24 protein-coding genes are annotated in these 26,011 nt (G+C 70.6%); 10 read left to right on the top strand and 14 right to left on the bottom strand.

Annotation, left to right across the window (positions count from 1 at the left end):
* Positions 1-39: 39 nt before the first annotated feature.
* Positions 40-957 carry an RluA family pseudouridine synthase gene (locus OWM54_RS32315; RefSeq protein WP_267699956.1) on the bottom strand — a complete coding sequence of 306 codons (918 nt, stop codon included), beginning with the start codon at positions 955-957 and terminating at the stop codon, positions 40-42.
* Positions 958-1,254: 297 nt separating this feature from the next.
* On the opposite strand from OWM54_RS32315, the gene OWM54_RS32310 reads away from it, so the two are divergent.
* The gene (locus OWM54_RS32310; protein ID WP_267699955.1) at positions 1,255-3,069 is read left to right on the top strand and encodes a Hint domain-containing protein; all 1,815 of its coding nucleotides are present in this window, start codon (positions 1,255-1,257) and stop codon (positions 3,067-3,069) included.
* A 319-nt stretch (positions 3,070-3,388) separates the two neighbouring features.
* On the opposite strand, the gene OWM54_RS32305 is transcribed toward OWM54_RS32310, so the two are convergent.
* Positions 3,389-5,002 carry a flavin monoamine oxidase family protein gene (locus tag OWM54_RS32305; protein WP_267699954.1) on the bottom strand — a complete coding sequence of 538 codons (1,614 nt, stop codon included), beginning with the start codon at positions 5,000-5,002 and terminating at the stop codon, positions 3,389-3,391.
* Between the two features lie 281 nt (positions 5,003-5,283).
* Here OWM54_RS32305 and OWM54_RS32300 point away from each other — a divergent pair, with 281 nt between their 5' ends.
* Entirely contained in the window at positions 5,284-5,523 is a 240-nt protein-coding gene (locus tag OWM54_RS32300; protein ID WP_267699953.1) for a hypothetical protein, read from the top strand.
* Here OWM54_RS32300 and OWM54_RS32295 read toward each other — a convergent pair.
* From OWM54_RS32295 to OWM54_RS32285, 3 genes are all read right to left on the bottom strand, one after another.
* Positions 5,518-5,916 carry a hypothetical protein gene (locus OWM54_RS32295; RefSeq protein ID WP_223781881.1) on the bottom strand — a complete coding sequence of 133 codons (399 nt, stop codon included), beginning with the start codon at positions 5,914-5,916 and terminating at the stop codon, positions 5,518-5,520. The genes OWM54_RS32300 and OWM54_RS32295 overlap by 6 nt on opposite strands.
* Before the next feature lie 154 nt (positions 5,917-6,070).
* Complete coding sequence (locus OWM54_RS32290; protein ID WP_267699952.1) at positions 6,071-6,967, bottom strand: phosphatase PAP2 family protein; 897 nt, start codon at positions 6,965-6,967, stop codon at positions 6,071-6,073.
* Positions 6,960-7,895: a fatty acid desaturase family protein gene (locus OWM54_RS32285; protein ID WP_267699951.1), complete on the bottom strand. Its 936-nt coding sequence runs from the start codon at positions 7,893-7,895 to the stop codon at positions 6,960-6,962. The genes OWM54_RS32290 and OWM54_RS32285 overlap by 8 nt, the downstream gene beginning before the upstream one ends.
* Between OWM54_RS32285 and OWM54_RS32280 the strand changes: the two genes are divergently transcribed.
* The 3 genes from OWM54_RS32280 to OWM54_RS32270 are packed head-to-tail and all read left to right on the top strand — an operon-like array spanning position 7,894 to position 10,531.
* A complete protein-coding gene (locus OWM54_RS32280) occupies positions 7,894-8,934 on the top strand; it encodes a DUF3419 family protein (RefSeq protein WP_267699950.1) in 1,041 nt (346 codons plus the stop codon). The two genes, OWM54_RS32285 and OWM54_RS32280, sit on opposite strands and share 2 nt — an antisense overlap.
* Positions 8,931-9,851, top strand: coding sequence for a GNAT family N-acetyltransferase (locus OWM54_RS32275; RefSeq protein ID WP_267699949.1), 921 nt, complete (start codon positions 8,931-8,933; stop codon positions 9,849-9,851). The genes OWM54_RS32280 and OWM54_RS32275 overlap by 4 nt, the downstream gene beginning before the upstream one ends.
* On the top strand, positions 9,821-10,531 hold the full coding sequence (locus OWM54_RS32270; protein WP_267699947.1) for an iron-containing redox enzyme family protein: 711 nt from the start codon (positions 9,821-9,823) through the stop codon (positions 10,529-10,531). The genes OWM54_RS32275 and OWM54_RS32270 overlap by 31 nt, the downstream gene beginning before the upstream one ends.
* 10 nt (positions 10,532-10,541) lie before the next feature.
* On the opposite strand, the gene OWM54_RS32265 is transcribed toward OWM54_RS32270, so the two are convergent.
* Positions 10,542-11,399: an MBL fold metallo-hydrolase gene (locus OWM54_RS32265; protein WP_223745247.1), complete on the bottom strand. Its 858-nt coding sequence runs from the start codon at positions 11,397-11,399 to the stop codon at positions 10,542-10,544.
* Between the two features lie 134 nt (positions 11,400-11,533).
* On the opposite strand from OWM54_RS32265, the gene OWM54_RS32260 reads away from it, so the two are divergent.
* The 3 genes from OWM54_RS32260 (at position 11,534) to OWM54_RS32250 (ending at position 13,724) form a co-directional block, all read left to right on the top strand.
* Positions 11,534-12,307 (top strand): AraC family transcriptional regulator, encoded by a 774-nt coding sequence (locus OWM54_RS32260; RefSeq protein ID WP_267699946.1) that lies wholly within the window; start codon positions 11,534-11,536, stop codon positions 12,305-12,307.
* Between the two features lie 26 nt (positions 12,308-12,333).
* Positions 12,334-12,942: a 2,3-bisphosphoglycerate-dependent phosphoglycerate mutase gene (locus OWM54_RS32255; RefSeq protein ID WP_223745245.1), complete on the top strand. Its 609-nt coding sequence runs from the start codon at positions 12,334-12,336 to the stop codon at positions 12,940-12,942.
* An 86-nt stretch (positions 12,943-13,028) separates the two neighbouring features.
* Positions 13,029-13,724 (top strand): DUF4476 domain-containing protein, encoded by a 696-nt coding sequence (locus tag OWM54_RS32250; protein WP_267699945.1) that lies wholly within the window; start codon positions 13,029-13,031, stop codon positions 13,722-13,724.
* 63 nt (positions 13,725-13,787) lie between these two features.
* Here OWM54_RS32250 and OWM54_RS32245 read toward each other — a convergent pair whose 3' ends face one another.
* From OWM54_RS32245 to OWM54_RS32210, 8 genes are all read right to left on the bottom strand, one after another.
* Positions 13,788-14,330, bottom strand: coding sequence for a peroxiredoxin family protein (locus tag OWM54_RS32245; RefSeq protein ID WP_141323789.1), 543 nt, complete (start codon positions 14,328-14,330; stop codon positions 13,788-13,790).
* 102 nt (positions 14,331-14,432) lie between these two features.
* Positions 14,433-15,797, bottom strand: a complete 1,365-nt coding sequence (gene hemN / locus OWM54_RS32240; RefSeq protein ID WP_267699944.1) for an oxygen-independent coproporphyrinogen III oxidase — start codon at positions 15,795-15,797, stop codon at positions 14,433-14,435.
* Between the two features lie 118 nt (positions 15,798-15,915).
* Positions 15,916-17,337 (bottom strand): cytochrome c oxidase accessory protein CcoG, encoded by a 1,422-nt coding sequence (ccoG, locus tag OWM54_RS32235; RefSeq protein ID WP_267699943.1) that lies wholly within the window; start codon positions 17,335-17,337, stop codon positions 15,916-15,918.
* 28 nt (positions 17,338-17,365) lie between these two features.
* Positions 17,366-17,917: a cbb3-type cytochrome c oxidase N-terminal domain-containing protein gene (locus tag OWM54_RS32230; RefSeq protein WP_141323792.1), complete on the bottom strand. Its 552-nt coding sequence runs from the start codon at positions 17,915-17,917 to the stop codon at positions 17,366-17,368.
* On the bottom strand, positions 17,910-18,089 hold the full coding sequence (locus OWM54_RS32225) for a cbb3-type cytochrome oxidase subunit 3 (protein WP_074950417.1): 180 nt from the start codon (positions 18,087-18,089) through the stop codon (positions 17,910-17,912). The genes OWM54_RS32230 and OWM54_RS32225 overlap by 8 nt, the downstream gene beginning before the upstream one ends.
* Positions 18,089-20,455, bottom strand: a complete 2,367-nt coding sequence (gene ccoN, locus OWM54_RS32220) for a cytochrome-c oxidase, cbb3-type subunit I (protein WP_267699942.1) — start codon at positions 20,453-20,455, stop codon at positions 18,089-18,091. The genes OWM54_RS32225 and ccoN overlap by 1 nt, the downstream gene beginning before the upstream one ends.
* 4 nt (positions 20,456-20,459) lie before the next feature.
* Positions 20,460-20,654, bottom strand: a complete 195-nt coding sequence (locus tag OWM54_RS32215) for a hypothetical protein (protein WP_046715444.1) — start codon at positions 20,652-20,654, stop codon at positions 20,460-20,462.
* On the bottom strand, positions 20,651-23,158 hold the full coding sequence (locus OWM54_RS32210) for a heavy metal translocating P-type ATPase (protein WP_267699941.1): 2,508 nt from the start codon (positions 23,156-23,158) through the stop codon (positions 20,651-20,653). The genes OWM54_RS32215 and OWM54_RS32210 overlap by 4 nt, the downstream gene beginning before the upstream one ends.
* A gap of 48 nt (positions 23,159-23,206) precedes the next feature.
* On the opposite strand from OWM54_RS32210, the gene OWM54_RS32205 reads away from it, so the two are divergent.
* Together OWM54_RS32205 and OWM54_RS32200 are read left to right on the top strand one after the other, a co-directional pair.
* A complete protein-coding gene (locus OWM54_RS32205; RefSeq protein WP_223781869.1) occupies positions 23,207-23,908 on the top strand; it encodes a sulfite exporter TauE/SafE family protein in 702 nt (233 codons plus the stop codon).
* Positions 23,909-23,982: 74 nt separating this feature from the next.
* On the top strand, positions 23,983-25,761 hold the full coding sequence (locus OWM54_RS32200) for a DUF885 domain-containing protein (protein WP_267699940.1): 1,779 nt from the start codon (positions 23,983-23,985) through the stop codon (positions 25,759-25,761).
* The last annotated feature ends 250 nt before the right edge of the window (positions 25,762-26,011 follow it).

The following is a 26,011-nucleotide window of genomic DNA, read 5'->3' as shown; positions in this document are numbered from 1 at the left end:
ACGGTCCGGGCTCCCCGTCGAACGTGGGGGCCCGGCGCGTCAGCGACGCAAGAGCTCCAGGGCGCGCTGGAAGTCCTCCGGAAGCGCGGCCTGGACTCGCACCAGCTCCCCGTTCAACGGGCCCGGCAGCTCCAGCTGGAATGCATGGAGCGCCTGTCGGCCCAGGGCCTTCGCCGCGGGGTGCTCGCGGGCGGCCTCGGTGCCGTAGAGCGAGTCCCCCAACACCGGGAAGCCCGCCTCGGAGAGCTGTACGCGAATCTGGTGCGTGCGCCCCGTGTCCAGGTCCACCTCCAGGAGCGCGGCCCCCGCCAAGCGCTCGCGCACCTCGAAGGAGAGCGCCGCCCTGCGCGCGGAGTGCACCCGGGTGGTGAAGCGGCGCGGGTCCTTCGGGTCTCTCGTGTAGGGCCCCTCCAGGCGCCCCTGCTCCGGCGGGTGGCCCAGGACGAGCGTCCGGTAGCGCTTGTCCACCTGCTTCTGCTGGAAGGCACGCAGGAGCGCCGCCGCCGCGGTGTCCGTGCGCGCGAAGGCCAGACACCCGCTGGTCTCCCGGTCCAACCGGTGCACCACGCCGGGCAGCGCCTGTCCCTCCACGTCGAAGGGTGGGCGCTGGCTCGCGAGCAGGTCCACCACGGAGGCCGCGCGCCCCTCGGGCTCCACCACGAGCCCGGGCGGCTTGTCGATGATGACCAGGGCCGCGTCGTCGTGGAGCACCGCCAGCGCGGGCCCCTCGACGGGCGGGCGCGTGGAGGCCTTGGGCTCGGGACGCTCCAGCTCCAGCTCCTCGCCGCCCCACAGCTTGCGCGTGGGCTGACACTTCTTGCCGCGGATGCGCACCCCGCCCGACGCGATGAGGGCGCGGGCGCGCTCCAGCGAGAAGCCGGGCACGTGCTTGGAGACGAAACGGTCCAGCCGCTCTCCCGCGACCTCATGCGGGACGAGGAGTTTCTGCTGCGCCATGTCCACCCCGTCCCTCATGCGCCGCGGGGAGTCAACGCCCACGTGGCGCCACCTACCCCTGGAGTCCCCCGGCGCTCCGCCCGCCGCGCGTGTCACACCCGGAAAGGCTCGCGATGCGACAGGCCGGGTCGCGGCTGACCAGCGAGGCCGATGACTTGTCATTCGTTGACTTTCAGACACGGAGCGTATGACAGTGTTTATCCGGGCTCGAACCAGGCCCGCTCTGAGGGGGAGCTCATGGATTTGACGCACAGTCGCATCGCGACACGTCTCGTCGTTCTCGCAGGATGCCTGTCTTTGCTGCCCGGATGCCCGTGGGTCATCAAGCCCACGCCCAGGCCCAGGAGCATCGAGGAGCAGCGCGAGGTCGTGATGGCGGCCTTCCAGAAGCGCCCGCCTCATGAGGACTTCGTGATGCTGGACCTGGCCGATGACGACCAGTACGAGTACGCGCGCCACCGGCTCCAGGAGGCCGCCGCCGCGCAGGCCACCCAGGGCGGTCAGGACACGCCGGGGCCGACGGTGGCCCGCGACTTCGCGCGCGCGCTGAAGACACTGGAGATCGCCCGGGCCAAGGCGGTGCGGGGAGGCCCGCGCCCCAAGCCCACCGACTGGGACTGCGACCACTTCATCCACGTGAACGACTCGCGCACGTTGGGCGGTGGCAAGGTGCAGCAGGCGGACAAGGCGCAGGACCACCGGCCCTCGTTGATCCTCAACCCCTATGCCACGTGCGCGGGCGGCGCGACGCACGTCTTCACGGACGTGACGGCGTACGACAGTGACTTGTCCGGCAAGAAGCTGACGGTGCTGGCCAAGAGCGCCAACGAGGAGCACAACGACGGCAAGACGTTCGACGACACGGCGGTGTCGGTGCGCCCGTCGATGGCGCCGGAGAGCAAGGTCGTCGTGGAGTCGCTGATGGTGGCGCACAACGACCAGACGGGCGAGGAGCACGTCTCGTTCTCGAGCCTGGACACGACGCTGGCGCCCGAGCCGGTGAGCTTCACGATGGACCACCCCCGCTTCGCGAGCAACGAGCCCCGCTCGAACATCAACCTCACCACGTGCCAGCTGCGCGGCGGCGCGGACTGTGACTACGCCATGGTGACCAACGCCCAGGGCACGCTGGCGCCATACCCCCAGACCCCGGTGGGGCTGGCGCTGCGCAAGACGGGCAACCCCTGGACGGGAGACCCCGCGGCCTACTTCCCGTTCCAGACGGGGCAGACCTTCGACATCACCAACATCTACGTCCCCACGCAGCTCACGTTCGACGCGGGCGCGATGTCACAGCCGTGCACCATCCAGGCGATGAAGAACGGCCCGACGACGACGCGGATGCGCCTCATCAAGACGGACTCGGGCGGCACCTGCACGACGCTCGCGGACCTGTCGGACCTGTTCGCCATCAATGGGAAGACGGCGAGCATCCAGCGGCTGGTCAACCTGTCGCAGAACACCACGGCCAACGGTGGCACGGGCTGCACGATGGAGAAGATCGTCAACGAGCCGGTGGTGATGTCGATGACCCTCTACTCGATGGCGACGTGTGGCGGCGCCGCCGCGGTGCCGCGCCTGACGACCTTCACGAGCACGGCGCTGCCCACCAACCCCTTCAACCTCAACGTGCTCAACAGCTGCATGGCGGAGGGCACGAAGGTGACGCTCGCGGACGGGACGCGGGCGCCCATCGAGACGCTGAAGGTGGGCGACAAGGTCCGCTCCAACGCGAGCGGCCGGGTGCTGACGGTGCAGGACTTCATCTTCGGGCGGGAGCCCAAGCCGCTGGTGCGGCTGCGCGATGACCAGGGCCACGACGTGCGGCTGACGGAGAAGCACCCGGTGCTGCTCACCTCCGGGCTCGTGGTGCCCGCGGACAAGGTCCAGGTGAAGGACCAGGTGCGCACCGAGTCCGGCACGGCCTTCATCACCGCCACCGAGCGCGTGCCGTACGACGGCAAGGTCTACAACCTCAAGCTGGGCACGGCCGAGGAGCTCGAGTCACTCGGCCCCAACGAGCGGACCCTGTTCGCCGATGGCGTGCTCGTGGGCGACGACACCATGCAGCGCGAGCTGACCTCGCCGCGCCGCGCGTCGTCCACGCCGTAGTCCACCCCCGATGTGCTGTGCCGCGCTGGGGGCGCCTCTTCGGCCATGACGGCCGGGTTGTCGCCCTCGGCGCGAGTCCTCGCCGAGCCCGTAAACGCGCTGGGAGCGCGCCTTCGTCCAAACGTGTCGCCCTCGGCGCGAGTCCTCGCCGAGCCCGTAAACGCGCTGGGAGCGCGCCTTCGCTCAAGCGTTTCGCCCTCGGCGTGAGTCCTCGCTGAGTCCGTGAATGCGCTGGGAGCGCGCCTTCGTTCAAGCGTGTCGCCGGAGGCCCAGGGCGCGCGAAGCGGAGGCAGCGGTGCTCCACCTTCGCCAGTGCGCGTCAGCCGAGGGCCGCGATTCGCGCCGCCGCCAGGATGGCCGCCGCGGTGCTCCTTCCCGAAGCCGCCGCGCCCTCCATGTAGCCCTGGGCTTCGTAGAACGAGCTGGTGTGCTCGCCCGCGAAGAACAGGTGGCCCACGGGGGGCGCCTCGTAGCCCGCCAGGCTCGTGAACTGTCCCGGTCCGTAGGCCGTGTAGCTGCCCAGCGTGAAGGGGGAGCTCGGCCAGTGCTCCAGGTGCGCGAGGATGCGCCGGTCCACGCCGCGCTTCACCGCGCTCGCGGTGCCCGGCACCACCCGGTTCATCGCCGCCACGAAGCGCTCGGCCTCCAGCGCCACGTTGCCCGGGTCCATCGCCGCGCCGCGCGCTCCGCTCGCGTAGTCCGTCAGCACCGCGTCCCTCGTCGTGGCCCGGCTCGGGTTCGTCTCCCACGTCGCCTGGTGGTGCATCAGGTCCGAGTACGTGGCGCCGCTGCCCCCGCCCGCGCGCCACACCGGCCCCTGGTAGCCCACCATCATCTTCGCATTGGTGCCGTAGCCCAGCTCCTGGATGACCTTCGTCTTCCAGGGCGGCAGCCCCAGCGAGCCATCCAGCGCCACGCGCCGCAGGAGGGTGAAGGGCACGGCGAGCACCACGACGTCATAGGTCGCGGTGAAGCTCCAGGAGTCCCGCCGCAGCGACAGGGCCAGCGCTCCCGCGGGCGTCCTGCGTACGGACTCCAGTCGCTCGCCCCAGCGGACCTGACCGGGCAGGCGCGCGGCCAGCTCGCGAGGAATCTGCTGATTGCCGCCGAGCAACCGGTAGCGCTCGTCGCTCTCGCCATAGGGCTCGAAGCGGCGACACTGCTCCGTCCCAATCAGGAACAGCAGGTTGAGACAGCTCAGCGTGTCCGCCGTCCGTCCATACTCCGCTTCGTATGCGGCGATGATGGCGGCCGATATCAGGGGCCCCGCGTCGCGGGACTCCAGATAGGTCATCAGGTCCATCACGTCGAAGGTGCGGTCCACGGGCGTATGTCGCGCGGCCGTGGGCGCGTCGGAGAGCCGTGACAGGTCCTGGCGGATGGCGGCGATGAGCGGGCAGTACTCCGCCAGGATGGCGGACTCCGCGTACCGCTGCCCTCCGAAGAAGTACGTCACCTCACCGTGGAACCGCGCGAGGTCCTCTCGCTCCAGATGGAACTGGCGCGCGTAGCCCAGCATCGTCGTGTGTCCGGAGTCGATGAACTCCCCACCCCGCTCCACGACCTGTCCCGGGAACGTGACGGGTCCGCCGAACGCGCCGCCCATCGAGTACACCCGGCCACCGGTGCGCTCACTCGCCTCGTGCACCGTGGCGATGACGCCCGCGCGCCGCAGCTCGTAGGCACACGCGAGCCCGGCGAGCCCCGCGCCGACGATTCCCACCCGCGGCGATGAGAGCGCATTCGCCTCCCGCGCCCGCGCGCTCCCGACGGCGAGCCCCAGCCCCAGGACCGTCAGCCCCTTCAACACGGAGCGGCGGTCCACGCCGCGCCGGGCCTCGGACGGACGGGTGACCTCGCGTCGCGTGATGGAAGCGGCGAGTGCCTTCCGGGTGGTCTGGCGGAACGAATCGAAGAGCGCGGTGCGGGGCATGCGGGGCTCCAGGAGGTGCGAGGACGACTGCCCTCTCCTTCCGGAGCCCGCCTTCTGGCGCAGCGCCGACCTCCGGCGTGCCCTTCACCGGACATCCCGAATGTGAAGCAGCGCGCCCTTTTCCGACGCGCCCAACCCCGCTAAAGCCGCCCGCACGCGGACAGCCTCATGCCCAGGGGACCCATGCTTTGCAGAATCGCCGACCGCCAGGTGCCTTGTTCGTGGCTGTACTTCCGCGAATTCGACGACGGGCGCGGGAGGACGACGAGGACATCCTGCGGTTGCGAGCACTCGGGTGGCCGCCCCTGACCGGGTTGGTCGAGCGGCACGCCCACGTCCTGGAGACCTTCATCTCCAGACACATCGGTTACGACGTCATCCAGTGCCTGTTCCCGCCCACGGCGGGAGCGAGTCCCCGCTACCTGATTGACAGTGTCGAGCGCGCTCGCATCGCTGCCCAGGTCATCACCCTGAGGGGCCAGGCCATCGCCATCCCCCGCGCGACAGCCACGTCCTCATGACCCGGCGTGGCTCGCGCGCCCCACCCCGCGTCGGCCCTCCGCGTTGCGCCAGCCCGTGTCGCGGTGAGGTCGTCCACCGTTGAGCCGGTGCTTCGACTTGCGCCGAAGGAAGCTGCTCGCATCCGCGCGGCGGTAACAGGTGAGGAGGCGCTCGTCGTCGCTCACCAACACAATCCAGCCACGCGCCTGCCGCGCGAGAGACGAGTCGCGCAGGGCCCGCGAGAGGTCTCGCTCCAGCACCGTGACGTGCGTCGCCCCCGCCGCGCGGACCCGCAGGCCGTAGTCGAGGATGAAGTCCAGGACCTCCTGACGCAGCATCCCGCGCGCGCTGTGCTCCAGGAACGTGAAGGTGGGGAGAGTCGGGCGGGAACTGGACGGGCGACACCGGGCCATGGGGCTTCCTCCTGTTGCCTCCCCTCCTCTTCACATGCCGTTCCAAGCCACCCCCTACGAGATTCCAGGGGGTTGCGGGCTCAACGCCCGGGCCGCGCGAGACATTTCGTCAATGCGCCGCCGCCCGCGTGACAGCGCGACGCACGCCCCTCCGTCACTCCGGCGGAATCAGCACCGCAGGCTCCACTGTGCTCCCGCGCCGCCAGGACTCCCACCCACGAAGCAGTCGCGGATACAGCGCGCGGAAGGCGACGAACCACACGACGCCCGCGAGCAGGTCGACCGCGTAGTGGTAGCGCAGCACCAGCGTGGAGACGAAGAGCAACACCGCCACCGGCAACATCCCCCGGAAGCGCCACGGATGCGCGAGCCTGTCGTGCGCGAGCAACACCAGCGTGATGTACACGTGCAGGCTCGGGAACAGGTCGTAGGTGGACGAGCCATGGGCCACGACGGCCGCGTTCAGCCAGGTCACCCACCCTCCCTCCACGGGCACGGTGAACAGCTCGGGATACGCCGCCACCGGTCCCACCGCGGGCACCAGGTAGTAGCCCACGAGCCCCGGCACGTAGGCGGAGAAGACCTGACCGAAGAACGCCTCCGCGCGCTCCCGCGAGCCCACCACCGCCCACGCCATGGCCAGGTGCAGGTAGACGTGGAACGACAGGTAGCTCGCGCTGAACACGTCGTTCACGGCCGGCGAGCTCCAGCGCTGCAGCCACACCGACGGCGTGCTCCCACCGAACACCCACGCGTCCAGGCCGAACAACACGGCATCCCTCGTCGGAAGCCCGAGCGCCGGGAGGGTGTCCTTCACCGACGCATAGAAGAAGAACGTCGCCGCATAGGCGCACAGCAATCGGACGCGGAAGGCGTGTCCCCAGCGCTCCAGACGCGCGAGCCCCACCACCGCGAGGATGAACAGGAGCGTCGCGCCGAGCACCTGGAGGAAGACCGCCGAGCCCGCTCCCGCGACGACGAGGAGCCCACACGACAGCACGACCCCGAAGCCCGCGAGCAACCCCTCGTGCAGGAAGGGACGCTCAGACATCCGGGGACGCGGCGCGCCGGGCCTCGCGCATCAGCGAGCCACTCAGCACGCCGCGGACGAACGAGAAGTACGACGGGATGAAGGGCGCGCCCTGCGCGACGAGCCCGGCCCGCAGGGACTGGTGCAGCGCGGGCAGGTTGTACCAGGGCACCCGCGGATACAGGTGATGCTCCAGGTGGTAGTTCTCGTTGCACATGAAGAAGCGCGTCACCGGATTGGAGAGGATGGTCCGCGAGCCCCGGACCGGATGCGTATTCTCCGTCAGGAAGGTGTGCTGGCTCATGCCCCGGATGTTGACCAGCGTGTTGATGATGACCATGGGCAGCACCCACGCATGCAGCAACACCTGCCACGGCACGAAGCGCGCCGCGAGAACACCCGCCACGAGCACCACGGCGACCTCGAACGCAATCCATCGCCGCTCGGACGGCGTGCCGTGCTTGAAGCCCAGGATGGGAATCATCGTGATGTACGCGGGATAGCCGAGCAGCAGCCGGCCCAGGTGCATCGCCAGCTCCAGCCAACGCCGCCCCGTGTAGTTCGCGTAGTGGTCGGGGTCCAGGCCACCACCCAAATCGCGGTGGTGCCGCAGGTGCAACACCTTGTAGGCCGCGAAGTTCTGGAGCACGGGCCAGGCACACAGCATCCCGCCCAGTCGATTCAGCCAGGGCCGCGAGGACAACCCACCATGCACCGCCTCGTGGGTGAACAGGCTGATGCCGTGCAGCGCGGCGGCCGAGACCAGGTAGAGCGGCAGCCGGGCGAGCCAGCTCGCCACCGAGTCACCGTCCCTCGCCAGCAGGACGACGAGCCACGCAGACACGCCCTGGAGCAGGAGGAACAGGACGAGCCGGGGCAGATGACGGGCGTCGACCCGCTCCAGCTCGCGCAGGGACTCGGGGGACAGCACTGCGGAGGGCGTGGGCATGGCGCGTCCTGATGACTTACAATCCCGCTCCGAGTCGAAGCAACCCTCGCCCCCCCACCCGGCCTTGAGCGCACCTCTCCCTCGTCTGAAGTTCGCCGTCGTCCGCGAAGACCCGGCGCTGGAGCAGGCGCTCATCGAGCACACCCGGGCCCGCGCGCTCCTCACCGTCGCCTCCGGCGGCTGCACCCTGCTGACGCTGGCGAAGGACAACCCCACGCTCGAGCTGGTGGGCTTCGACTTCAACCCGAGGCAGTTGGAGCACGTGAAGGAGAAGGCGCGCTGCCTGGGCACCGCCGCGCCCCAGCACTTCAACGTGCTCTCCAACGACGCCGCGGGGCTGAATCAGCGCGGCGAGTTCGAGGGGCTGTTCCGCACGCTGCGCCTCTTCGTGGAGGAGTTCGTCGCGCCCCGCCGCGAGCTCAACACGTTCTTCGACCCCGGCGTCCCCGAGTCGGAGCGCGAAGCCTTGCGCGCCGGCTGGTTCGCGTCGCACTACTGGCCCGTGGCCTTCCAGCTCGCGTTCGCCGACCCGCTCCTGCACGCCATGTTCGGCCCCGCGGCCACCCAGCACGCCCGCCCCGGCTCCTATCCCGGCTACTTCCAGGCGCTGTTCGAGCGGGGCCTGCGACGCGAGGACGCCTGCCGCAATCCGTATCTGCAGCACGTGCTGCTCGGCGCCTACCGCCCCGGCGACGCGCCCGGCTACCTGCGCGCCACCGCGCCGCTCCAGGTCTGCCTGGTGCAAGGCTCGCTACCGGACGTGCCCGACCTGGGCCGCTTCGACGTCATCTCCCTGTCCAACATCTTCGACTGGTCCGATGACACGCTCGTCGAAGCGTGGGCCACGCTGCTGTCGCGGAAGGCCCGCCCCGGCTGCGCCGTGCTGCTGCGCCAGCTCAACAACCAACGCGACCTGAGGCGCTTCTTCGCCCCTGCCTTCGAGTTCGACGACGCGCTCGGCGCGCGGCTCCAGGCCCAGGACCGCAGCCTGTTCTACGAGCGCGTCGAGGTCGGCTTCCGACGGACGTCGGGCACATGAGCGGCATCCGCTACGTGGTGCTCCGGCCCGACACGCTCGGGCCCTATGTCGAGCGGCTGCGAAGGCTGGAGCGCGGAATCGAGTACCCCATCGCCGACGGCGCCGACCACTTCTTCATCGACCACGGCCCCGAGTACCACCCCTTCTTCTCGTCCATGGGGGAGGCGTACTTCCTGCTCGCCCTGCGCGGCGAGGAGTTGCTCGGCTCGGTGACGGGAGTCCTGCGGCAGGTCCACCGGGGCCCCCGCGCCCTGCCCGGGTTCTACATCTGCGACCTCAAGGTCGCGCCCCACGCGCGCGGCTCGGGGCTGGCCCGAGGACTCATCCTCCGGGGGCTCACCCACCTGTTCCGAATCCCCGCCCTGCGCGGCATCCGGTTCCTCTACGGCGCCGCCATGCGAGGCGCGCGGGGCGACGTCATGCGCACCGCGCGCGGCTGGAACCCGCTGCGGATGGGACGCCCCCAGAGCCGGCTCGCGCTCTACTTCACGCCGCCCGCGCGCCTGGCCACGTTGGAACTGGCGGACGCGCCCGGGTGTCCACGGGGTGAAGGGCTGGTGCTCGGCCCCGCGCCAACCCGCCGGCTCGAGGGCGCGGGGTGGTGCACCACCTCCGGGAGCAAGGACCTCCAGTTGATGTCGACGCAAGCCCCCTGGCCGCTCGTGCACCTGGCCGCGCCGCCCTCGGCGTGGACCCGGGGATGGGGGCACTACCTCAAGACCTGTGGCGAGGAGCTCACCGCGCACAGCCCCCAGTCGCTCGCCTGCTTCGTCATCGACGAGCGTCTGGAGGACCACGTCCGCTGGCTGCGAGGACAAGGGGTCTCCCCTGACGCGGCGTGTACCGTCTACTCTCTCGACCTCACCCGACTTAAAGGGTCCCCGGCATGGGTGCACCTTCCCTCCTCCGAAATCTGAACCTGCGCCACCACGTCGGCGCGCTGAAGGCCGAGTGGAACGCGCGGGAGTCTTCCGCGTACCTGCGCGCGCTGCGGGACGGCACCTTCGAGCGAGGGGACTTCGTCGAGACGCAGCGTCAGTTCTTCGCGGCGGTGGCGCACTTCACGCGGCCCATGGCCGTGCTCGCCAGCCGGCTTCCCCGTCCCGAGCTGCGCCTGCCGCTGGTGGAGAACGTCTTCGACGAGCACGGCCGGGGCACGCTCTCCCACGGCCATGAGCACACGTTCCGCCTGTTGCTCGAGCGACTCGGGGCCTCGCTCGACGGGCTCCACGACGACACGTCCTGGCCGGAGGTGCGCAAGTTCAACGTCGCGCTGACGGGCATCGCCGCCTTCGAGTCCACGCACACCGGGCTCGCGGTGTTCGGCATCATCGAGGACCTGTTCAGCGGCATCTCCCTGGAGCTGGGGCAGGGCATCGTGGCGCGCGGGTGGCTCGCGGCGGACCAGGTGGTGCACTACCCCACGCACGCGACGCTCGACGAGGAGCACGCGGACGGGTTCTACCGCCAGCTCGACGCGCCCTTCGCGAGCGACGCCTCGGCCCGGCGGGACATCCAGCAGGGGCTCCTGCTCGGAGGACACCTCTTCCTCGGCATCTACGACGACCTCCACCGCGCCCGCCGTCGTCGGACGTGAGTCCGCCCCTTCAGGCCGCGGAGTCACGGACCGCCGAGGGCACCGGCACACGGGCGTGGCGCTCCAGCTCCACCGCGCAGTGCGCGGAGAACACGCTCACCTCCTCCGGATGCGCCCTCGCCAGGGCCCGCAGGCGCGCCTGGTTCTCGAGGCGCGCGGCGTTGTCCGTGGAGCGCAGGCGCTGGAAGAGCGCCAGTCCCCAGGGGCTGCTCGGCGACACGGGGTGCATCTCCTTGTGGCTGAAGTACGCATCCCCCGCGTGGAGCAGCCAGCGTCCCTCCGTCTTCACGGCGACACCGCAGTGTCCCTCCGAGTGCCCCAGCAGCGGCACCAGCAGCAGCTCCGTGTCCAGCTCCGGAACCACGCGCACCGAGGCGAAGCCGAACCAGCGCTCGCCCTCGACGTCATACGGCCGCCACAGCGGCTGGTGGGCCCACTGCGCGGCGCGGTAGCCGAACTTCGCGCTGCGCCCCACCGGGGCCATGGCCGCGGCGTGCTCGTCCCGGAAGACATGCACCTTCGCGCGAGGGAAGTCCGCGAGCCCGCCGACGTGGTCCAGGTCCAGGTGCGTGGGGATGATGTGCCGCACGTCCTCGCGCCGGAAGCCCAGCCGCTCCACCTGCGCCACCGCCGTCTCGTCCCGCGACAGCCGGGGTGCGTTGCGGCGGAGGAAGCGCTGGCCCAGCCGGCGCGGGTCCTGGATGTCCGCGAGCCCCAGGCCCGTGTCGACCAGCACCAGGCCGTCGTTCGACTCGATGAGCAGGCAATGGCAGACCAGGCGCGCGCGGGTGAACAGGCCCCCCTCGCCCAGGACGAAGCGCGCGCTGGCGGGGCACAGGGTGCCGCAGTTGAGGTGATGGACTCGCATCGGGACACACTCCTCGAAGGGAACGGCGAGAGGTGTCCCCAAGGTAGGGAGGGCACGTGGAGGGCGATTGGAGAAATCGGCCATCCGCGCCCCCGTGGATTGAATCCCCGAGCACCGTGCCGCATGCTCTGCGGGTGGCTTCCCCGTCGCTCCAGGTCGCTCCCCGAGGGCTGCTCGCGAGCTTCGTGCGCGGCCTCCGCGCCGTCCCCCGTGGCGAGCAGGCACCGGGCTATGTCCGCCTCCCCGATGGAGAGTCCGAGCTCATCGTCCGGCTTGGCGACACCCGCGGCGACGCGTACGTCATCGGCACCCGGCTGAAGCCCCTGCAGAAGGGCGGCGCGGAGGTGCCACCCCTGGCCATCGCCGTGCGCTTCAAGGTCGCGGGGGCCTATCCGTTCTTCGGCGTCCCCATGGGAGAGCTCACCAACCGCGTCATCCCCCTCGACACGCTGTGGGGCCCGGCGGGGGGATGGCTTCGCGAACGGCTGCACGAGCGCCCGGGCCTGGAGGCGAAGCTCGGCGTGCTCCAGGAGACGCTCGAGGCGCGCCTGCGCGGAGGCGACGTGTTCGAGCCGCCCTCCGCCCACGTCGTGCGCCGCGCCGTGCGCGTCCTCTCCCAGGCGCGCGAGCTGCCCCGCGTGGACGCCCTGGCGAAATCCCTGGGCGTCAGCGAGCGACAGCTCCGCCGGGCCTTCGAGGACGTGGTGGGCCTGGGCCCCAAGGCCTACGCGCGCGTGGTGCGCCTGCAGCGCGCCCTCCGGGCCTCGCGGCGGATGACGTCGCCGGACTGGGGCGCCATCGCCGCGGCGACGGGCTACTACGACCAGGCCCACCTCATCTCCGACTTCCGCGGCCTGACAGGACACACCCCCAAGGCCCTGCTGCGACGCTCGCCCCCTTGGCCGTGAAGGCCGGGTTGGGCTAGCAGGAGGCCATGCCCCTCCTCGCCCTCGTCCGTCATGGCCAGTCCCTATGGAACCACGAGAACCGCTTCACGGGCTTCGTGGACGTGCCCCTCACCGAGAAGGGCCGCGAGGAGGCGCGCTCCGCCGCGCGCTCGCTCCAGGGACTCACCTTCGACGTCGCCTACACGTCCGGGCTCACCCGCGCCCAGGAGACGCTGGCGCTCATCCTGGAGGCCCTGGGCCAGCGCCCCCCCATCATCCGCGACGCGGCCCTCAACGAGCGCAACTATGGCGACCTGCAGGGCCTCAACAAGGCGGACGCGGCCCAGCGCTTCGGAGAGGCCCAGGTGAAGCTCTGGCGGCGCTCCTACGACGTGCCGCCCCCCAACGGAGAGTCCCTGGAGATGACCGCCCGCCGGGTGCTGCCCTTCTACGAGCGCGCCATCGGCGGCGACCTGCGCCTGGGCAAGAACGTCCTCGTCGTCGCGCACGGCAACTCCAACCGCTCCCTGGTCATGAAGCTGGACCAGCTCACCGGCGAGCAGGTGGTGGGGCTGGAGCTGGCGACCGGGGTTCCCCTCCTCTACGAGCTGTCCCCCGAGGGAACGGTGCTGTCCAAACGAAACCCCTCTCCCTGAGGGTGGGGGCCTTGTCGACAGGGCGGAATGAATGCGAAGAGGGACGGCTCGTCCGAGATGTTGAGTACACGAACAAGGAAGCCCCGATGAAGGCCCTCGCGCTCGCAGTCGCCCTGCTGTCCGCCTCCACCTCCTTCGCGCAAGACGCGGCCGCCGAGAAGTTCCGTCCGCCCCCGCCGGGCCGGCCGATGCCGCAGCCCCAGCCGCAGCCGCAGCCGCCGAACTACCCGCCGCGCCACAACCCGGGGCAGAACTACCCGCCGCAGAACCCCACGGGCACGCTGGTGGTGGTGGGCCGCGAGGAGCTGGCGCAGCGGCTGGCGCGCCTGGAGAAGCTCCTCGAGGACATCGAGGACCGGGCCGACCGTGACACCCGCGCCAAGGTGCGCAAGGCGCAGGACGTGCTCGACGGCGTGGCCCGCCATGTCGAGGAGGCCCCGCTGCTCGCCACGGTGATGCCGCGCCCGCCGCCCCCGCCGCCGGAGCCGATGGTCCGGCCGATGAGCGACAGCGCCTTCCAGCGCTGGTACGACGCCATCTCGCGGGAGACCTTCACCGACGACAAGCTGCGCGTGCTCTCCATGGGCCTCCAGGACAACTACCTGCTGGTCTCCCAGGTGCTGCGGCTGATGGAGCGCATGCAGTTCAGCGACGACAAGCTCAACGTCCTGCGCATCGTGAAGCCGCGCATCCTCGACACGGAGAACAACTACCTGCTCTTCAACGCCTTCACGTTCTCCACCGAGAAGAAGCGCGCCCAGGACATCCTGTCCGCGCGCTGAGCCGAAGCATCCAAGAGGCACCGGGGCGTCGCGGGGAATCCCACCGCGGCGCCCCTCGTCTTTCTAGGGCCGCGTGAGCAGCTCCAGCAGCGCCTTCGCCTCCGGGGAGCCCACCTCGCCGTGCACGGCGGCGAGCACCCGCCCCTGCTCGTCCAGCGCGAAGGCATGGGGCATGCGACTGGACGGCAGCGACAGCCGCTTGCCCATGTCTCCATTCTTGTCGAGCCAGGTGTCGGACCAGGCCGCCTCGGGGACCTTCTTCCGGGCCTTCTCGCGCACCGTCCCCAGGCCCACGAAGAAGGGCAGCTTGAAGGAGAGCAGCGAGGCGCGGTGGACCGAGTCGGGGACGCCAAGCGCGGCGGCCTCGTCGAACCAGCGCCGCATCGCCTCGCCGCCGTCCTTGTCGGTGAGCACCACCAGCAGCGTGCGCCGGCCGCGCCACTCCTGACTGCTGTGCCTCTCACCCCGCAGGTCCTCGGCGGAGAACGCCGGCACCACCTCGCCCTTCTTCAGCGCGGCGCCCGCCAGCGTCGCGGCCAGGAGCGCGCCCACGAGGCACGCGCCCTTCAGGCCCCGTCGAACCGTCCTTCGCTCCAGGCCCGCCATGCCCACCTCCCCATCGCGCGCGAGGGCGCCAGGAAGAGGTGGTCATTGCCCGGCGAGCACGCCAGGGGAGCGGACGCCCGCGAGGCCCGCCTGCCCGCCCTCCTACACGGTCCGGGAGAAGCGCGGTCGCTCGGCCCGGGCGAGCCGGGCATCGAACACCATGGCCACGTTGCGCACGAACAGCCGCCCCAGCGAGGTCAGCTCCAGCTGGGAGCCCGAGCGCACCAGCAGCCCGTCCTCCTCGAACGTCCGGAGGCGCTCCAGCTCCGGCGCGAAGTCGCGCACGCCCTCTTCGCCCAGGTCCACCCACGCGTTGCACATCAGCTGGGTGATGACCGCGCGGCGCTTGCGGTCGTCCTCGGTCAACAAGAGCCCGCGCTCCGTGGCCAGTCGGCCGTGGGAGATGCGCTCGTAGTAGGCGGGCAGCGCACGGACGTTCTGCGCATACGCGCCCGCCACGTCGCTGATGCCCGTGCTGCCCAGCGCCACCACGTCCGAGGCGGCCTTCACCGTGTAGCCCTGGAAGTTGCGCCCCAACCGGCGCTCGGAGAGGGCGCGCGCCAGCTCGTCCTCGGGCACCGCGAAGTGGTCCATGCCGATGGCCCGGTAGCCCGCGCCCACGAAGCCCGCGTAGGCCGCGCGGAACAGCTCCATCTTCACCTCCGCGCTGGGGAGCGCGTCCGCGGGCATCCGCTTCTGGTGCTTGAGCACGTCCGGCATGAAGGCGAAGGAGTAGACGGCCAGCCGGTCCGGACGCATCGCCAGCACCGTCTCCAGCGTGCGCGCCCAGCCCTCCGGCTCCTGGTACGGCAGGCCGTAGATGAGGTCGAAGTTCACGCCGGTGAAGCCCAGCTCCCGCGCGTGGTCCAGCAGCGCCCGCGTGCGCTCGGGTGTCTGCAGCCGGTTCGTCACCTCCTGCACGCGCGGGTCGAAGTCCTGCAGTCCCATGGACAGCCGGTTGAAGCCGAGCTGCCGGAGCAGCGACACCTGGCTCGACGTCGTCACGGACGGGTGCACCTCGATGGCGACCTCCGCGTCCGGAAGGAGCGTGAAGCGGCGCATCAGCTCCGTCCACAGCCGCTCCAGCTGCTGCTCGGTGAGGAACGTGGGCGTGCCGCCGCCCCAGTGGATCTGCGACAGCGCGCGACGGGGGCCCAGCTGCTCGGCCACCAGGTACAGCTCCATCACCAGGTGGTCCAGGTACCGGTCCGCCGCGCTCGAGTCCTTGCTGATGACCACGTTGCAGCCGCAGTACCAGCACAGGCTGTGGCAGAACGGCAGGTGGACATACAGCGACAGGGGCGAGGCTTCGTCCTGCGCTCCGGCGACCCGCAGCCGGGCCTCCAGCGCCTCCGGCCCGAAGTCCGGTCGCCACTCCGGCGCGGTGGGATAGCTGGTGTAGCGCGGCCCGGAGACGTTGTACCGGCCCAGCAGCTCCGGCGACGGACGGGGGACTCCTGGAAGCATGTCCATGCCCCTCGTCCCAATCCAAGGCGCGTGCCACGTCGCGCGCCCGCAGAACGGAGGGCCCCGCGCACAATCCGCGGAGGCCCCCGGGTGACGCGCACGATTTTCGTCCGCCGCCTCAGCGGGCCTTGGACGGCGGTCCCAGGAAGCGCGCCTCCATCCGCTTCACCTCGCCCGACGCGGAGTCGGCCACCTCGACGATGAAGTTGAACGGCACCTCGGTGCTGCCCTGGGGCGCCAGGATGAACAGCGGCACCCGGAAGCTCTCCAGCGAGCCGAGCTTCACCTGCGACTGCGGAATCACGCCCCGCGCGGACGGCGGCGCCTGGATGGACAGCGTGAAGGTGGTGGGCTCCGGGTTCTTGTTCACCAGGTGCAGCTCGAACTGGTTGCGCACCTGCCCCTCCTCGACGAGGTAGGGCATGCCCTGGAAGCGCAGCAGGTTCGCCTCGAACGGCACACGGCGGGCGAGCGTCCACACCAGGCCCACCACGGAGGCGACGAACAGGAGGCCATACAGCGCGAGCCGGGGGCGCAGGATGCGGCGGGGCTCGCCCGCAAGGCCCTTGAGCGAGTCGTAGCGGATGAGCCCGCGCGGCCGGCCAACCCGGTCCATCACCTCATCGCACGCGTCGATGCACTGCGCGCACGCCAGACACTCCATCTGCAGGCCGTGGCGGATGTCGATGCCCGTGGGGCACGCGGTGACGCACTTGCGGCAGTCCACGCAGTCGCCCCGGGGCGGCGCGGCGTGCGCGGGGAGCACCTTCACCATCCGCCCCCGGGGTTCGCCCCGCCGCGTGTCATAGCCGACGATGAGCGAGTCCCGGTCCTGCATCGCCGACTGGAGCCGGCCGTAGGGGCACACCACGACGCAGAGCTGCTCGCGGAACCACGCGAAGTTGAAGTACAGCGCGCCGGTGACGGCCATGGCCCAGGTGAAGGCCACCGGGGACGTGGCCGGGCCGCTGGACACCATGGACACCAGCCCGCCCGCGGACACGAAGAGGCTGAGCGCCGCGTGCGCGACGAGGAGCGACACGCCCACGTAGGCCCCGTGCTTCGCCGTCGCGCGCGCCACGCGCAGAGGCGTCCACGGCGAGGTCTCCTGCTTGAGCCGTCGCTCGCGGGGCCCGTCGAAGAGCCGCTCGATGGGACGGTAGAGGCCCTCCAGGAACACCGTCTGCGGACACGCCCAGCCGCACCACGCGCGGCCCAGCCACGCGGTGACGAACAGCAGGCCGAACCCCAGCGTCGTGCCCAGGAAGAGCACGCGCCAGAAGTCCTGCGCGTTGTACGTGGCGCCGAACAGGTAGAAGCGCCGCGCCGCCACATCCAGGTGGACGGCGGGATGGCCCCCCACGTCCACCAGGGGGAGCGCCACGTAGATGCCGAGCAGCACCGCGAACATCACCCGCCTGCGCGTGATGAAGCGCCCGCTCACGTCCGAGGGATGGATGGCCTTGCGCGAGCCATCCGCGTGGATGGATGACAACTGGTCGATGCGCGGAGGGCCGTCTCGTTGAGGTGCTGTCGCCATGGCATGGGTTCCTGGTGGAGCGCGAGGACTACGGCGTCTCCGGCTCGCCCTGAGGGGCCTTCCCCCCCGGTGCGTTCGTGCCCTTGAGCGTCAGCAGGTACGCGGTGACGGCCTTGACGCGCTCGGCCCCCAGCGTGCGCTCCCACGCGGGCATGCCCTTGGCCACGGCGCCGTCGGCCACCACCTTGTGGATGGCCATGGGCGAGCCGCCGTGCAGCCAGAAGCCGTCCGTGAGGTTGGGGCCGATGAGCCCCTGCCCCTGCGCGCCGTGGCACGCGGCGCAGTTGGCCTGGAACACGCCCTTGCCATTCTCCAGCGACGTCGGGTCCTTCACCAGCGCCAGCAGCAGCTCATCGGAGGCGGGCGTGTTGCTCGCCATGCGCTGGGCATGCTCGGCGGACTCGGCGGCGTACTCGCCCAGCTGGCCGGGGCTCACCTCGGCGACGTGGTACCAGAACCAGTACCCCGCGCCGAAGACGAGCGTGGTCCACAGGATGGCCAGCCACCAGTTGGGCAGCTGGTTGTCGTGCTCCTCGATGCCGTCATAGACATGGAGCACCGGCGACTTCTCGTCACTCATGGCCGCCCTCCCCGCGCTCCGACAACGGCAGCTGCGACAGCGCGTCGAAGTCCTGGCTGCGGCGCGCCCCGAAGACCCAGGCGCACACGCCCAGGAAGACGGCGATGAACAGGACGAGCGCGAAGAGCGGCAGCTCTTCCAGCGTCATCCCCTGGTAGAATTGCTTGTACATCAGCGGCTCCCTTCCTGAACGCCCGCCGCCGACGCGGTGGGCGCGACATCCGACGGCGCGGGCACGTCCTGCGGTCCACGGCCCAGGCGCTGGAGGTAGGCCACCAGGGCCACCATCTCCGAGTCCCACGCCACCTGGACCCCCTGCGTGGCCAGGTCCGCGGCGATGGCCTCACCCTGCGCCTTCTGCCGCGACTCGGCCGCGTCCACCTCCGCGTTCGTGTACGGCACGCCCAGCTTCTGCATCAGCGTCAGCTTCCTGGGCGCGTCCTTCACCTTGATGGTGTTCTCCGCGAGCCACGGGTACGCCGGCATGTTCGAGCCGGGGCTGGTCGCGCGCGGGTCCATCAGGTGCGTGTAGTGCCAGAGGTTCGGGTAGCGCCCGCCCACGCGGTGCAAATCAGGCCCCGTGCGCTTGCTGCCCCACTGGAACGGGTGGTCGTAGATGAACTCCTCCGCGCGCGACACGTCGCCGTAGCGCTGCGTCTCCGCCACGAAGGGGCGAATCATCTGCGAGTGGCACGTGTAGCAACCCTCGCGGACGTAGAGGTCGCGCCCCTGGAGCTCCAGCGGCGAGTAGGGCTTCTGCGCCTCGCCGTGCGCGGGCACCGCCTGCTGGATGAGGATGGTGGGGAGCAGCTCCGCCACGCCGCCGATGAGGATGGCGATGAGCGTGAGCACGGTGAAGGCCAGCGGGCGCCCCTCGATGAGCGCGAACCAGGAAGGGCGGCCCGCCTCGCGGTCCCTGCGGGTGACGATCCAGGCCAGCTCCCCCAGCACGATGATGCCGCCCATCAACACCAGCGCGCGCACCGGCTTCGCCCAGCCCAGGAACATCGTCACCGTGAGGATGGCGATGGCGAAGATGAGCGGACGACCGGTGATGACCTGCACCCAGGCCGGCGCCGTCGGGACGGGCACGGGGGCGCCAGCGTGGTGCGACTCCTCGCCCACCACCACCGTGGTCTCGCCGTCGACGGCCTTGCCCGAGCGGGCCGTCTTCCAGAGGTTCCACGCCATCATGCAGAAGCCCACCAGGTACATGGAGCCGCCGACGAAGCGGACGATGTACATGGGCCGGATGGCCAGCAGCGTCTCCACGAAGTTCGGGTACATCAGCGTGCCGTCCGGATTGGTGGCGCGCCACATGAGGCCCTGGCTGATGCCGCTGACCCACATCGACACGATGTAGAGGAGGATGCCCACCGTCGCGAGCCAGAAGTGCGCGTCGGCCGAGCGCGTCGAGTGCAGCTTCGTGCCGTACAGCCTGGGCACCAGCCAGTAGAACATGCCGGCCGCCATGAAGCCGTTCCACCCGAGCGCGCCGCCGTGCACGTGGCCGACAATCCAGTCCGTGTAGTGGCCCAGCGCGCTCACCGACTTGATGGAGAGCAGCGGTCCCTCGAACGTCGCCATGCCGTAGAACGTCACGGCCGCGATGAGGAACTTCAGGACGGGGTCATCGCGCAGCTTGTACCAGGCGCCCTTGAGCGTCAGCAGGCCGTTGAGCATGCCGCCCCACGACGGCGCCCAGAGCATCACGCTGAAGACCATGCCCAAGGACTGCGCCCAGTCCGGCAGCGCGGTGTAGAGCAGGTGGTGCGGGCCGGCCCAGATGTAGATGAAGACCAGGGCCCAGAAGTGGATGATGGACAGCCGGTACGAGTACACCGGCCGCTCCGCCGCCTTGGGCAGGAAGTAATACATGATGCCCAGGATGGGCGTGGTCAGGAAGAAGGCGACGGCGTTGTGGCCGTACCACCACTGCACCAGCGCGTCCTGCACGCCGGAGAAGACCGAGTAGCTCTTGAGGCCATCCAGGGGCAGCGCCAGGCTGTTGACGATGTGCAGCACCGCCACGGTGATGATGGTGGCGATGTAGAACCAGATGGCGACGTAGAGGTTCTTCTCGTTTCGCTTCGCCAGCGTCCAGAAGAAGTTGATGGCGAACACCACCCAGATGAGGGTGATGCCGAGGTCGATGGGCCACTCCAGCTCCGCGTACTCCTTGGAGGTGCTGATGCCCAGGGGAAGGGTTATCGCCGCGGCGACGATGATGAGCTGCCAGCCCCAGAAGTGGATGTTGGAGAGCAGGTCCGACGCCATGCGCGCCTTCAAGAGGCGCTGCGTGGAGTAGTAGACGCCGGCGAACATCATGTTGCCCACGAACGCGAAGATGACCGCGTTGGTGTGCAGGGGGCGCAGGCGGGAGTACGTCAGGTAGGGGATGCCCAGGTTGGCCTGCCACCACGCGAGCTGGCTGGCCACCAGCGCTCCCACCGCCATGCCCACGATGCCGAAGATGACCGCCGCGATGATGAAGCGGCGGACCGTGGTGTCGTCGTAGACGATTCGCTGTTGTTGCACGGATTCACTCCTGGGAAGCCGAAGGCGAGGTCCGCTCGTCGGACGGCCGCGCGGGGCGGGCGCTGTCCTCCTCGAGCGGGAAGAGCGCGAGCCGGTCCGCCTGCTCGTGGTCGCGGTGGCGCATGCTGTAGACGAACAGCAGCACCGAGCTGGCCACGAGCATCAGGCTCACGAAGACCTGGAGCACGAGCACGTTCATGCGGGCACCTCCGTGGGGCGAGGGAGGCCCGCCGCGTCGCGCCGGGGTGCACGGGGCGCGGACAGGCTCCACACGGTGAACAGGACGGTGGCCAGGCTGGTGGCGGGCATCGCCACCGCGGCCCGCAGCGGCGTCATCCAGCCCACCAGGCACACGGCGACGGCCACCACGTTGTAGCCGATGGCCAGCGTGAGCAGCCGGCGCACCACCTGGTGCAGCTCGCGCGACAGGCGCAGCGCCTCACGCAGGGACGCGAGGCCCTCGCCCACCAGGAAGAAGTCGCTCTTGCCCGGCATCACCGGACGGTCGATGGCGGGCGTGCCCGCGCACAGGGCCCGCTCGAAGGCGAGGCTGTCGTTGACGCCGTCACCCAGGTACAGCGAGTCCGTCGAGCCCAGCCGCGACACCGTGCACGCCTTGTCCTCCGGACGCAGGCCGCCGAGCGCCCGCGCTTCGGGGACCCCGATCGAGGTCGCCAGCTCGCGCACCCGCGCGGGAGCGTCGCCGGAGATGAGCCACACCGCGTGGCCTTCGGCCTGGAGCGCGGAGACCTCGCGGCGGGCATCGGGGCGCAGCGCTTCGCGCAAGGGGAAGGCGGCGACGCGCGTGTTGTCGCGAAAGAGCACCGTGCCACGTGCACCACCCACCGAGGCCGGCGCCGGAGTGGTCCCGGCAGCAACACTGACCGACTGCGTGGCCAGCGACGCGAGGCCAGCCACCTCCGACACCTCACCGCCACGCGCGGCGCGCCAGTCCGCGCGCCCCAGCCGCCACGACACGCCGTCTCGCATCCACTCGAGTCCCTGTCCCGGGTGCTCGATGACACGGGCCTCCGGCACGAAGCGGGCGCCCGTGCGCAACAGCGCCTCCGCCAGACACCGGCTCACCGGGTGGTTGCTGCGCGAGGCCAGGTTGAAGGCCACATCCCGCGCCTCGTCGTCGAGCGACTCCACCACGCTCCGGTCCACCAGCTCCATCCGACCGAGCGTCAGCGTCCCCGTCTTGTCGAACAGCACCTGACGCACACGCGGCAGCCGGTCCAACAGGTCCGTGGCGCGGATGAAGAAGCCCTCTCGACGCAGCCGCGCCTGCACCAACTCGTACGCCAGCGGCGTGGCGATGCCGATGGCGCAAGGACACGTCACCACCAGCAGCGCCACCGCCACCTCGAGCGCCTTGTCCGGCCCCGACGGCCACCACAGCGCGAGCCCCAGCGCCGACACGGCCAGCACCGTCACCACCCAGCGCCGCGACACCGACTCCCAGAAGCGCGTGTGCCCCGCGCTCCGCCCCGAGCCCTCCGGAGGACGCCGCAACAGCGCCACCAGCGGCGAGTCCTGGAACGACTGCGTCGCCAACGCCCGCACCGCCTCGCGCCCCGCGTTGAACGCGCCCGCCGGCAGCGGCTGCCCCGCGAGCACCTCGCGCTCGTCGGGCTCTCCCGTCATCCAATCCGTGGAGACCCGCGCGCGGGCATCGAGCAGCTCCGCGTCCACCGGCACCAGGTCGCCCGGCGCGATGACGAGCAGATCCCGCTCCTCCACCTGCGACACCCGCACGGTGACGAGCTGGTCCCCTTCCTGTCGGCGGACGAAGAGTCCCTCGGCCCCATCGTCCTCGAGCAGGAAGCGGCGGTTGCGCTCCAACACGCGCTGCTGGAGCCAGCGCCCCACCAGCATCAGCGTCACGAAGGTGTTGAGCGTGTCGAAGTACGCCAGGTCTCCCCGCCCGCCGCGCGCCTGCACCAGCGACGTGCCGAACACCAGCAGGATGCCCAACGCAATCGGCAGGTCCAGGTGCGGCACGCCCCGACGCAACCCCTGCCATGCCGAGCGGAAGAACGGCCAGCCGCCCACCAGCACCACCACCGTGGTCAGCCACAGGCTCAGCCGCGTGAAGAGCCCGAAGAGCTCGCCGTCCTCGGGCGCGAGCCCCACGTAGAAGCTCACCGAGAACAGCATCACGTTCATCGTGAGCGCCACGCAGATGCCCAGTCGGATGGGCAAATCCAGGCTCGCCGGCGCGGGCCGCTTGCGACTGGGCCCGAACAGGTAGCCGAAGCCCTCCACCGCGCGCAGGAAGCCCGCCACGTCGAAGGCACCGCGCCGCCACTGCATCCGCGCCTTGCCCAGCGCCGGGTCCACCGTGAAGCCCGCGCCTCCGGGCTGGCGACGGAACAGCTCGTTCATCAGCCAGACGCAGGCCGCGCAGTGGATGCCTTGCACGTCCAGCTCGAGCGAGCACAGCGCGCCCGGCGCCGCCTCCGCCTTCGTCACCAGCGGCTCCAGCCACGCAAGCCCCCGTCCCCGCGCGGGCTCCGCCGCCGGCGACGTCTTGCCACCCGTGAGCTGGTAGTAGCGGGTCAGCCCCTGCGACACCAACAGGCCATGGACCGCCTCACAGCCCGCGCAGCAGAACTCGCGCGAGCTGGCGCCCTCCGGAACGCGGCTGCCACAGTGGAGGCAGAGGGCCTCGTCGGGCCGGGTTTGCGCGGGATCAGCCATGCAGGCTGTCACCTTGCGAACGGCATGCCTGTTGCGAAGGAGTCGTGCATGGCTCTCGACACCTCGCTGCTGCTGACGGCGCTGACTCCCACTCCCACGCTGGTGGCGGGTGCGCTGGGAGCACTCACGGTGGGCCTGACGGGAAGCGTGCACTGCTTCCTCATGTGTGGACCGCTGGCGTGCGCGGGCCTGCCCGCCCTCCAGGGCCCTGAGCGACGTCGAGCCCTGCTCGCCTATCAGGGCGCGCGCCTGGCCGCGTATTCGCTCGTGGGAGGCCTGCTGGGCGCGCTGGGCGGCGGCGTCACGAGCGTGCTCGCCGTGTCCACCCGCCCGTATCTGCCCTGGCTGATGGCCGCCGCGTTGGTGGCCTCCGCGCTGGAGGTGGGAAAGCGCCTGCCTCCCCTCCCAGGGCTCGCGCGGCTCACGGGCACCATCGCGCGATGGAGCGCAAAGTTTTCGTCGACGGCGCGAGCGGGCGCAATGGGTGCGGTGACACCGCTGCTCCCCTGCGGCCTGCTCTACGGCGTGTTCGCGGTGGCGCTCGCGAGCGGCTCGTTCAGTGGTGGTGCGCTGGTGATGGGCGCCTTCGCGCTGGGCGGGCTTCCCGCGCTGCTCGGCGCGCAGCTCCAGTCGAGCCTGTGGAGCCGTCGGCCGCGGCTCTCGGATTTCCTGCTTCGTCGGGCAATGCCGCTCATCGCGGCGGCGGTGCTCGTCATGCGCGCGGTGGACACGTCGCCGCACTGCCACTGAGGGTCGCCGTCCCGCGCTTGTCGTGGGCCCCTGGCTCGGCGAGGCTCACCTCCCCTCTCTTCCGTCGAGCTGACATGACCGCGCCACGCCTCCTCGCCGCGTTGCTGCTGTTGTCCACGGGCTGCACCACGTCGCGCACCGCCACCGCGGAGGCGCCGTCGACACAGGCCGCGCCCACGCTCGCGCCCGCGCAGGTGGCGCTGCGGAGCTTCGTCGACGCGCACTTCGACGAGCAGTTCCGCCGCTTCCCCCTGTCCGCGACCTCGGCCGGCGTGCACACGTATGACGGCGAGCTGCGGGGCTTCACCGCCGAGGAGCGCGCGTCGCACCTGGCCTATCTGAAGGACCGGCTCGCGGCGCTGCCGAAGACCGTGGACCGCCGCGCGCTGCCCGCGCAGGACCGCGCCGACTACGACATCCTGGAGAACCACTTCCGCGCGCGCATCCTCGACTACGAGGTGGTGCGCTCGTGGGAGCGCAACCCCAACGCGGCGCTGGGCCAGGCGTCCAACGCGGTGTTCCAGCTCATCAACCGCGACTTCGCGCCGCTGGAGGAGCGGATGCGCTCGGCGGTGGGCCGCATGACGAAGGTGCCGGAGCTGTTCTCGGCCGCCCAGGCCGCGCTGAACAACCCGCCGCGAATCTGGACCGACATCGCCCTCCAGCAGGCCCAGGGCACTCGCGCGCTCTACGCGCAGACGCTGCCCCAGGCCTTCGCGCCGGTGAAGGACGCGGAGCTCAACCAGGCCTTCCAGCGGGAGCAGGCGCGGTGTCTCGCGGCCATCGACGCGTACATCCGCTTCCTGCGTGAGGACCTGCTGCCGCGCTCGAAGGGCGACTTCGCGATTGGCGAGGACACCTACCGCCAGAAGCTCCTCTACGAGGAGGGCGTGACGGAGAGCATCGACTCGCTGCTCGCGTGGGGGCACGCGGAGATGAGGCGCACCCAGGCCCGGTTCCGCGAGGTGGCGGGCCGGCTCGGGCCGGGCAAGGCGCCCATGGACGTGTACCGGGAGCTGAGCAAGGAGCACCCCACGCCCGCGGAGCTGGTGCCCACCACCACCGCGACGCTGGAGGACATCCGCGCGTTCCTCATCCGTGAGCGCATCATCACCGTGCCCAGCGAGGTCCGCGCGCAGGTGGCGGAGACGCCGTCCTTCAACCGCTCGCTGTCCTTCGCGAGCATGAGCACGCCCGGCCCGTTCGAGCAGCGCGCGACGGAGGCGTACTACTACGTCACGCCGCCGGACCCGACGTGGAGCGCCGAGCAGACCGAGCAGCACATGAGCTTCTACAACCACCACGCGCTGCCGCTCGTGTCCATCCACGAGGCCTATCCCGGACACTACGTGCAGTTCCTGTGGACCAACCGGGTGGAGTCCAAGGTGCGGCGGCTGCTCGGCTCCGCGTCCTTCTCCGAGGGCTGGGGCCTGTACACCGAGCAGATGATGCTCGACGAGGGCTACGGCGGACGCTCGGGGCAGGGCGCGGACAAGCTGCGGCTGAACCAGCTGGCGCTCTACCTCCAGCGGCTCGCGCGCTACGTGGCGGGCCTGTCCCTGCACACGCGCGGCATGACGTACGAGCAGGCGGTGCGCCTGTTCGAGGAGGAGGCGTTCATGACCAGGACGAACGCGGAGCGCGAGGCGCGTCGGGGGACGTCCGACCCCACGTACCTGGTCTACGCGCTGGGCAAGAAGATGCTGATGGACCTGCGCGAGGAGGCGCGCGTGAAGTGGGGCAAGGACTTCTCGCTCCTGCGCTTCCACGACGAGGTGGTGTCCTACGGCTACCCGCCCGTGCCCATCGTCCGCCAGCTGCTGCTCGGCGAGGACGCCGCCTCGCGCAAGTAGCAGGGGCCTCGCGCGTCAGTCGTGTTCGAAGGCCAGACGCACTTGGAACACGCACGCGGAGCGTGACGGGTCCGGCCATGACAACTCCGCGACGCCGTCGATGCCGATGCGCATCTGGATCAGCAGCTGCCACGGCTCGGCGTGAGAGCCCAGTCGCAGCTCGTGGGACTGCAAATCCTCCTTCGTGAACTCGCGGGAGGAGAGATGGCCGCGTCCAGGACGTCATCCAGCGCGCCAGGGACCAGCTCCG

It is taken from the genome of Myxococcus sp. MISCRS1, from assembly GCF_026626605.1.
Taxonomy (GTDB): domain Bacteria; phylum Myxococcota; class Myxococcia; order Myxococcales; family Myxococcaceae; genus Myxococcus; species Myxococcus fulvus.
Note: the sequence above shows the minus strand (reverse complement) of the source record. Positions and strands in the feature narration are given on the sequence as shown.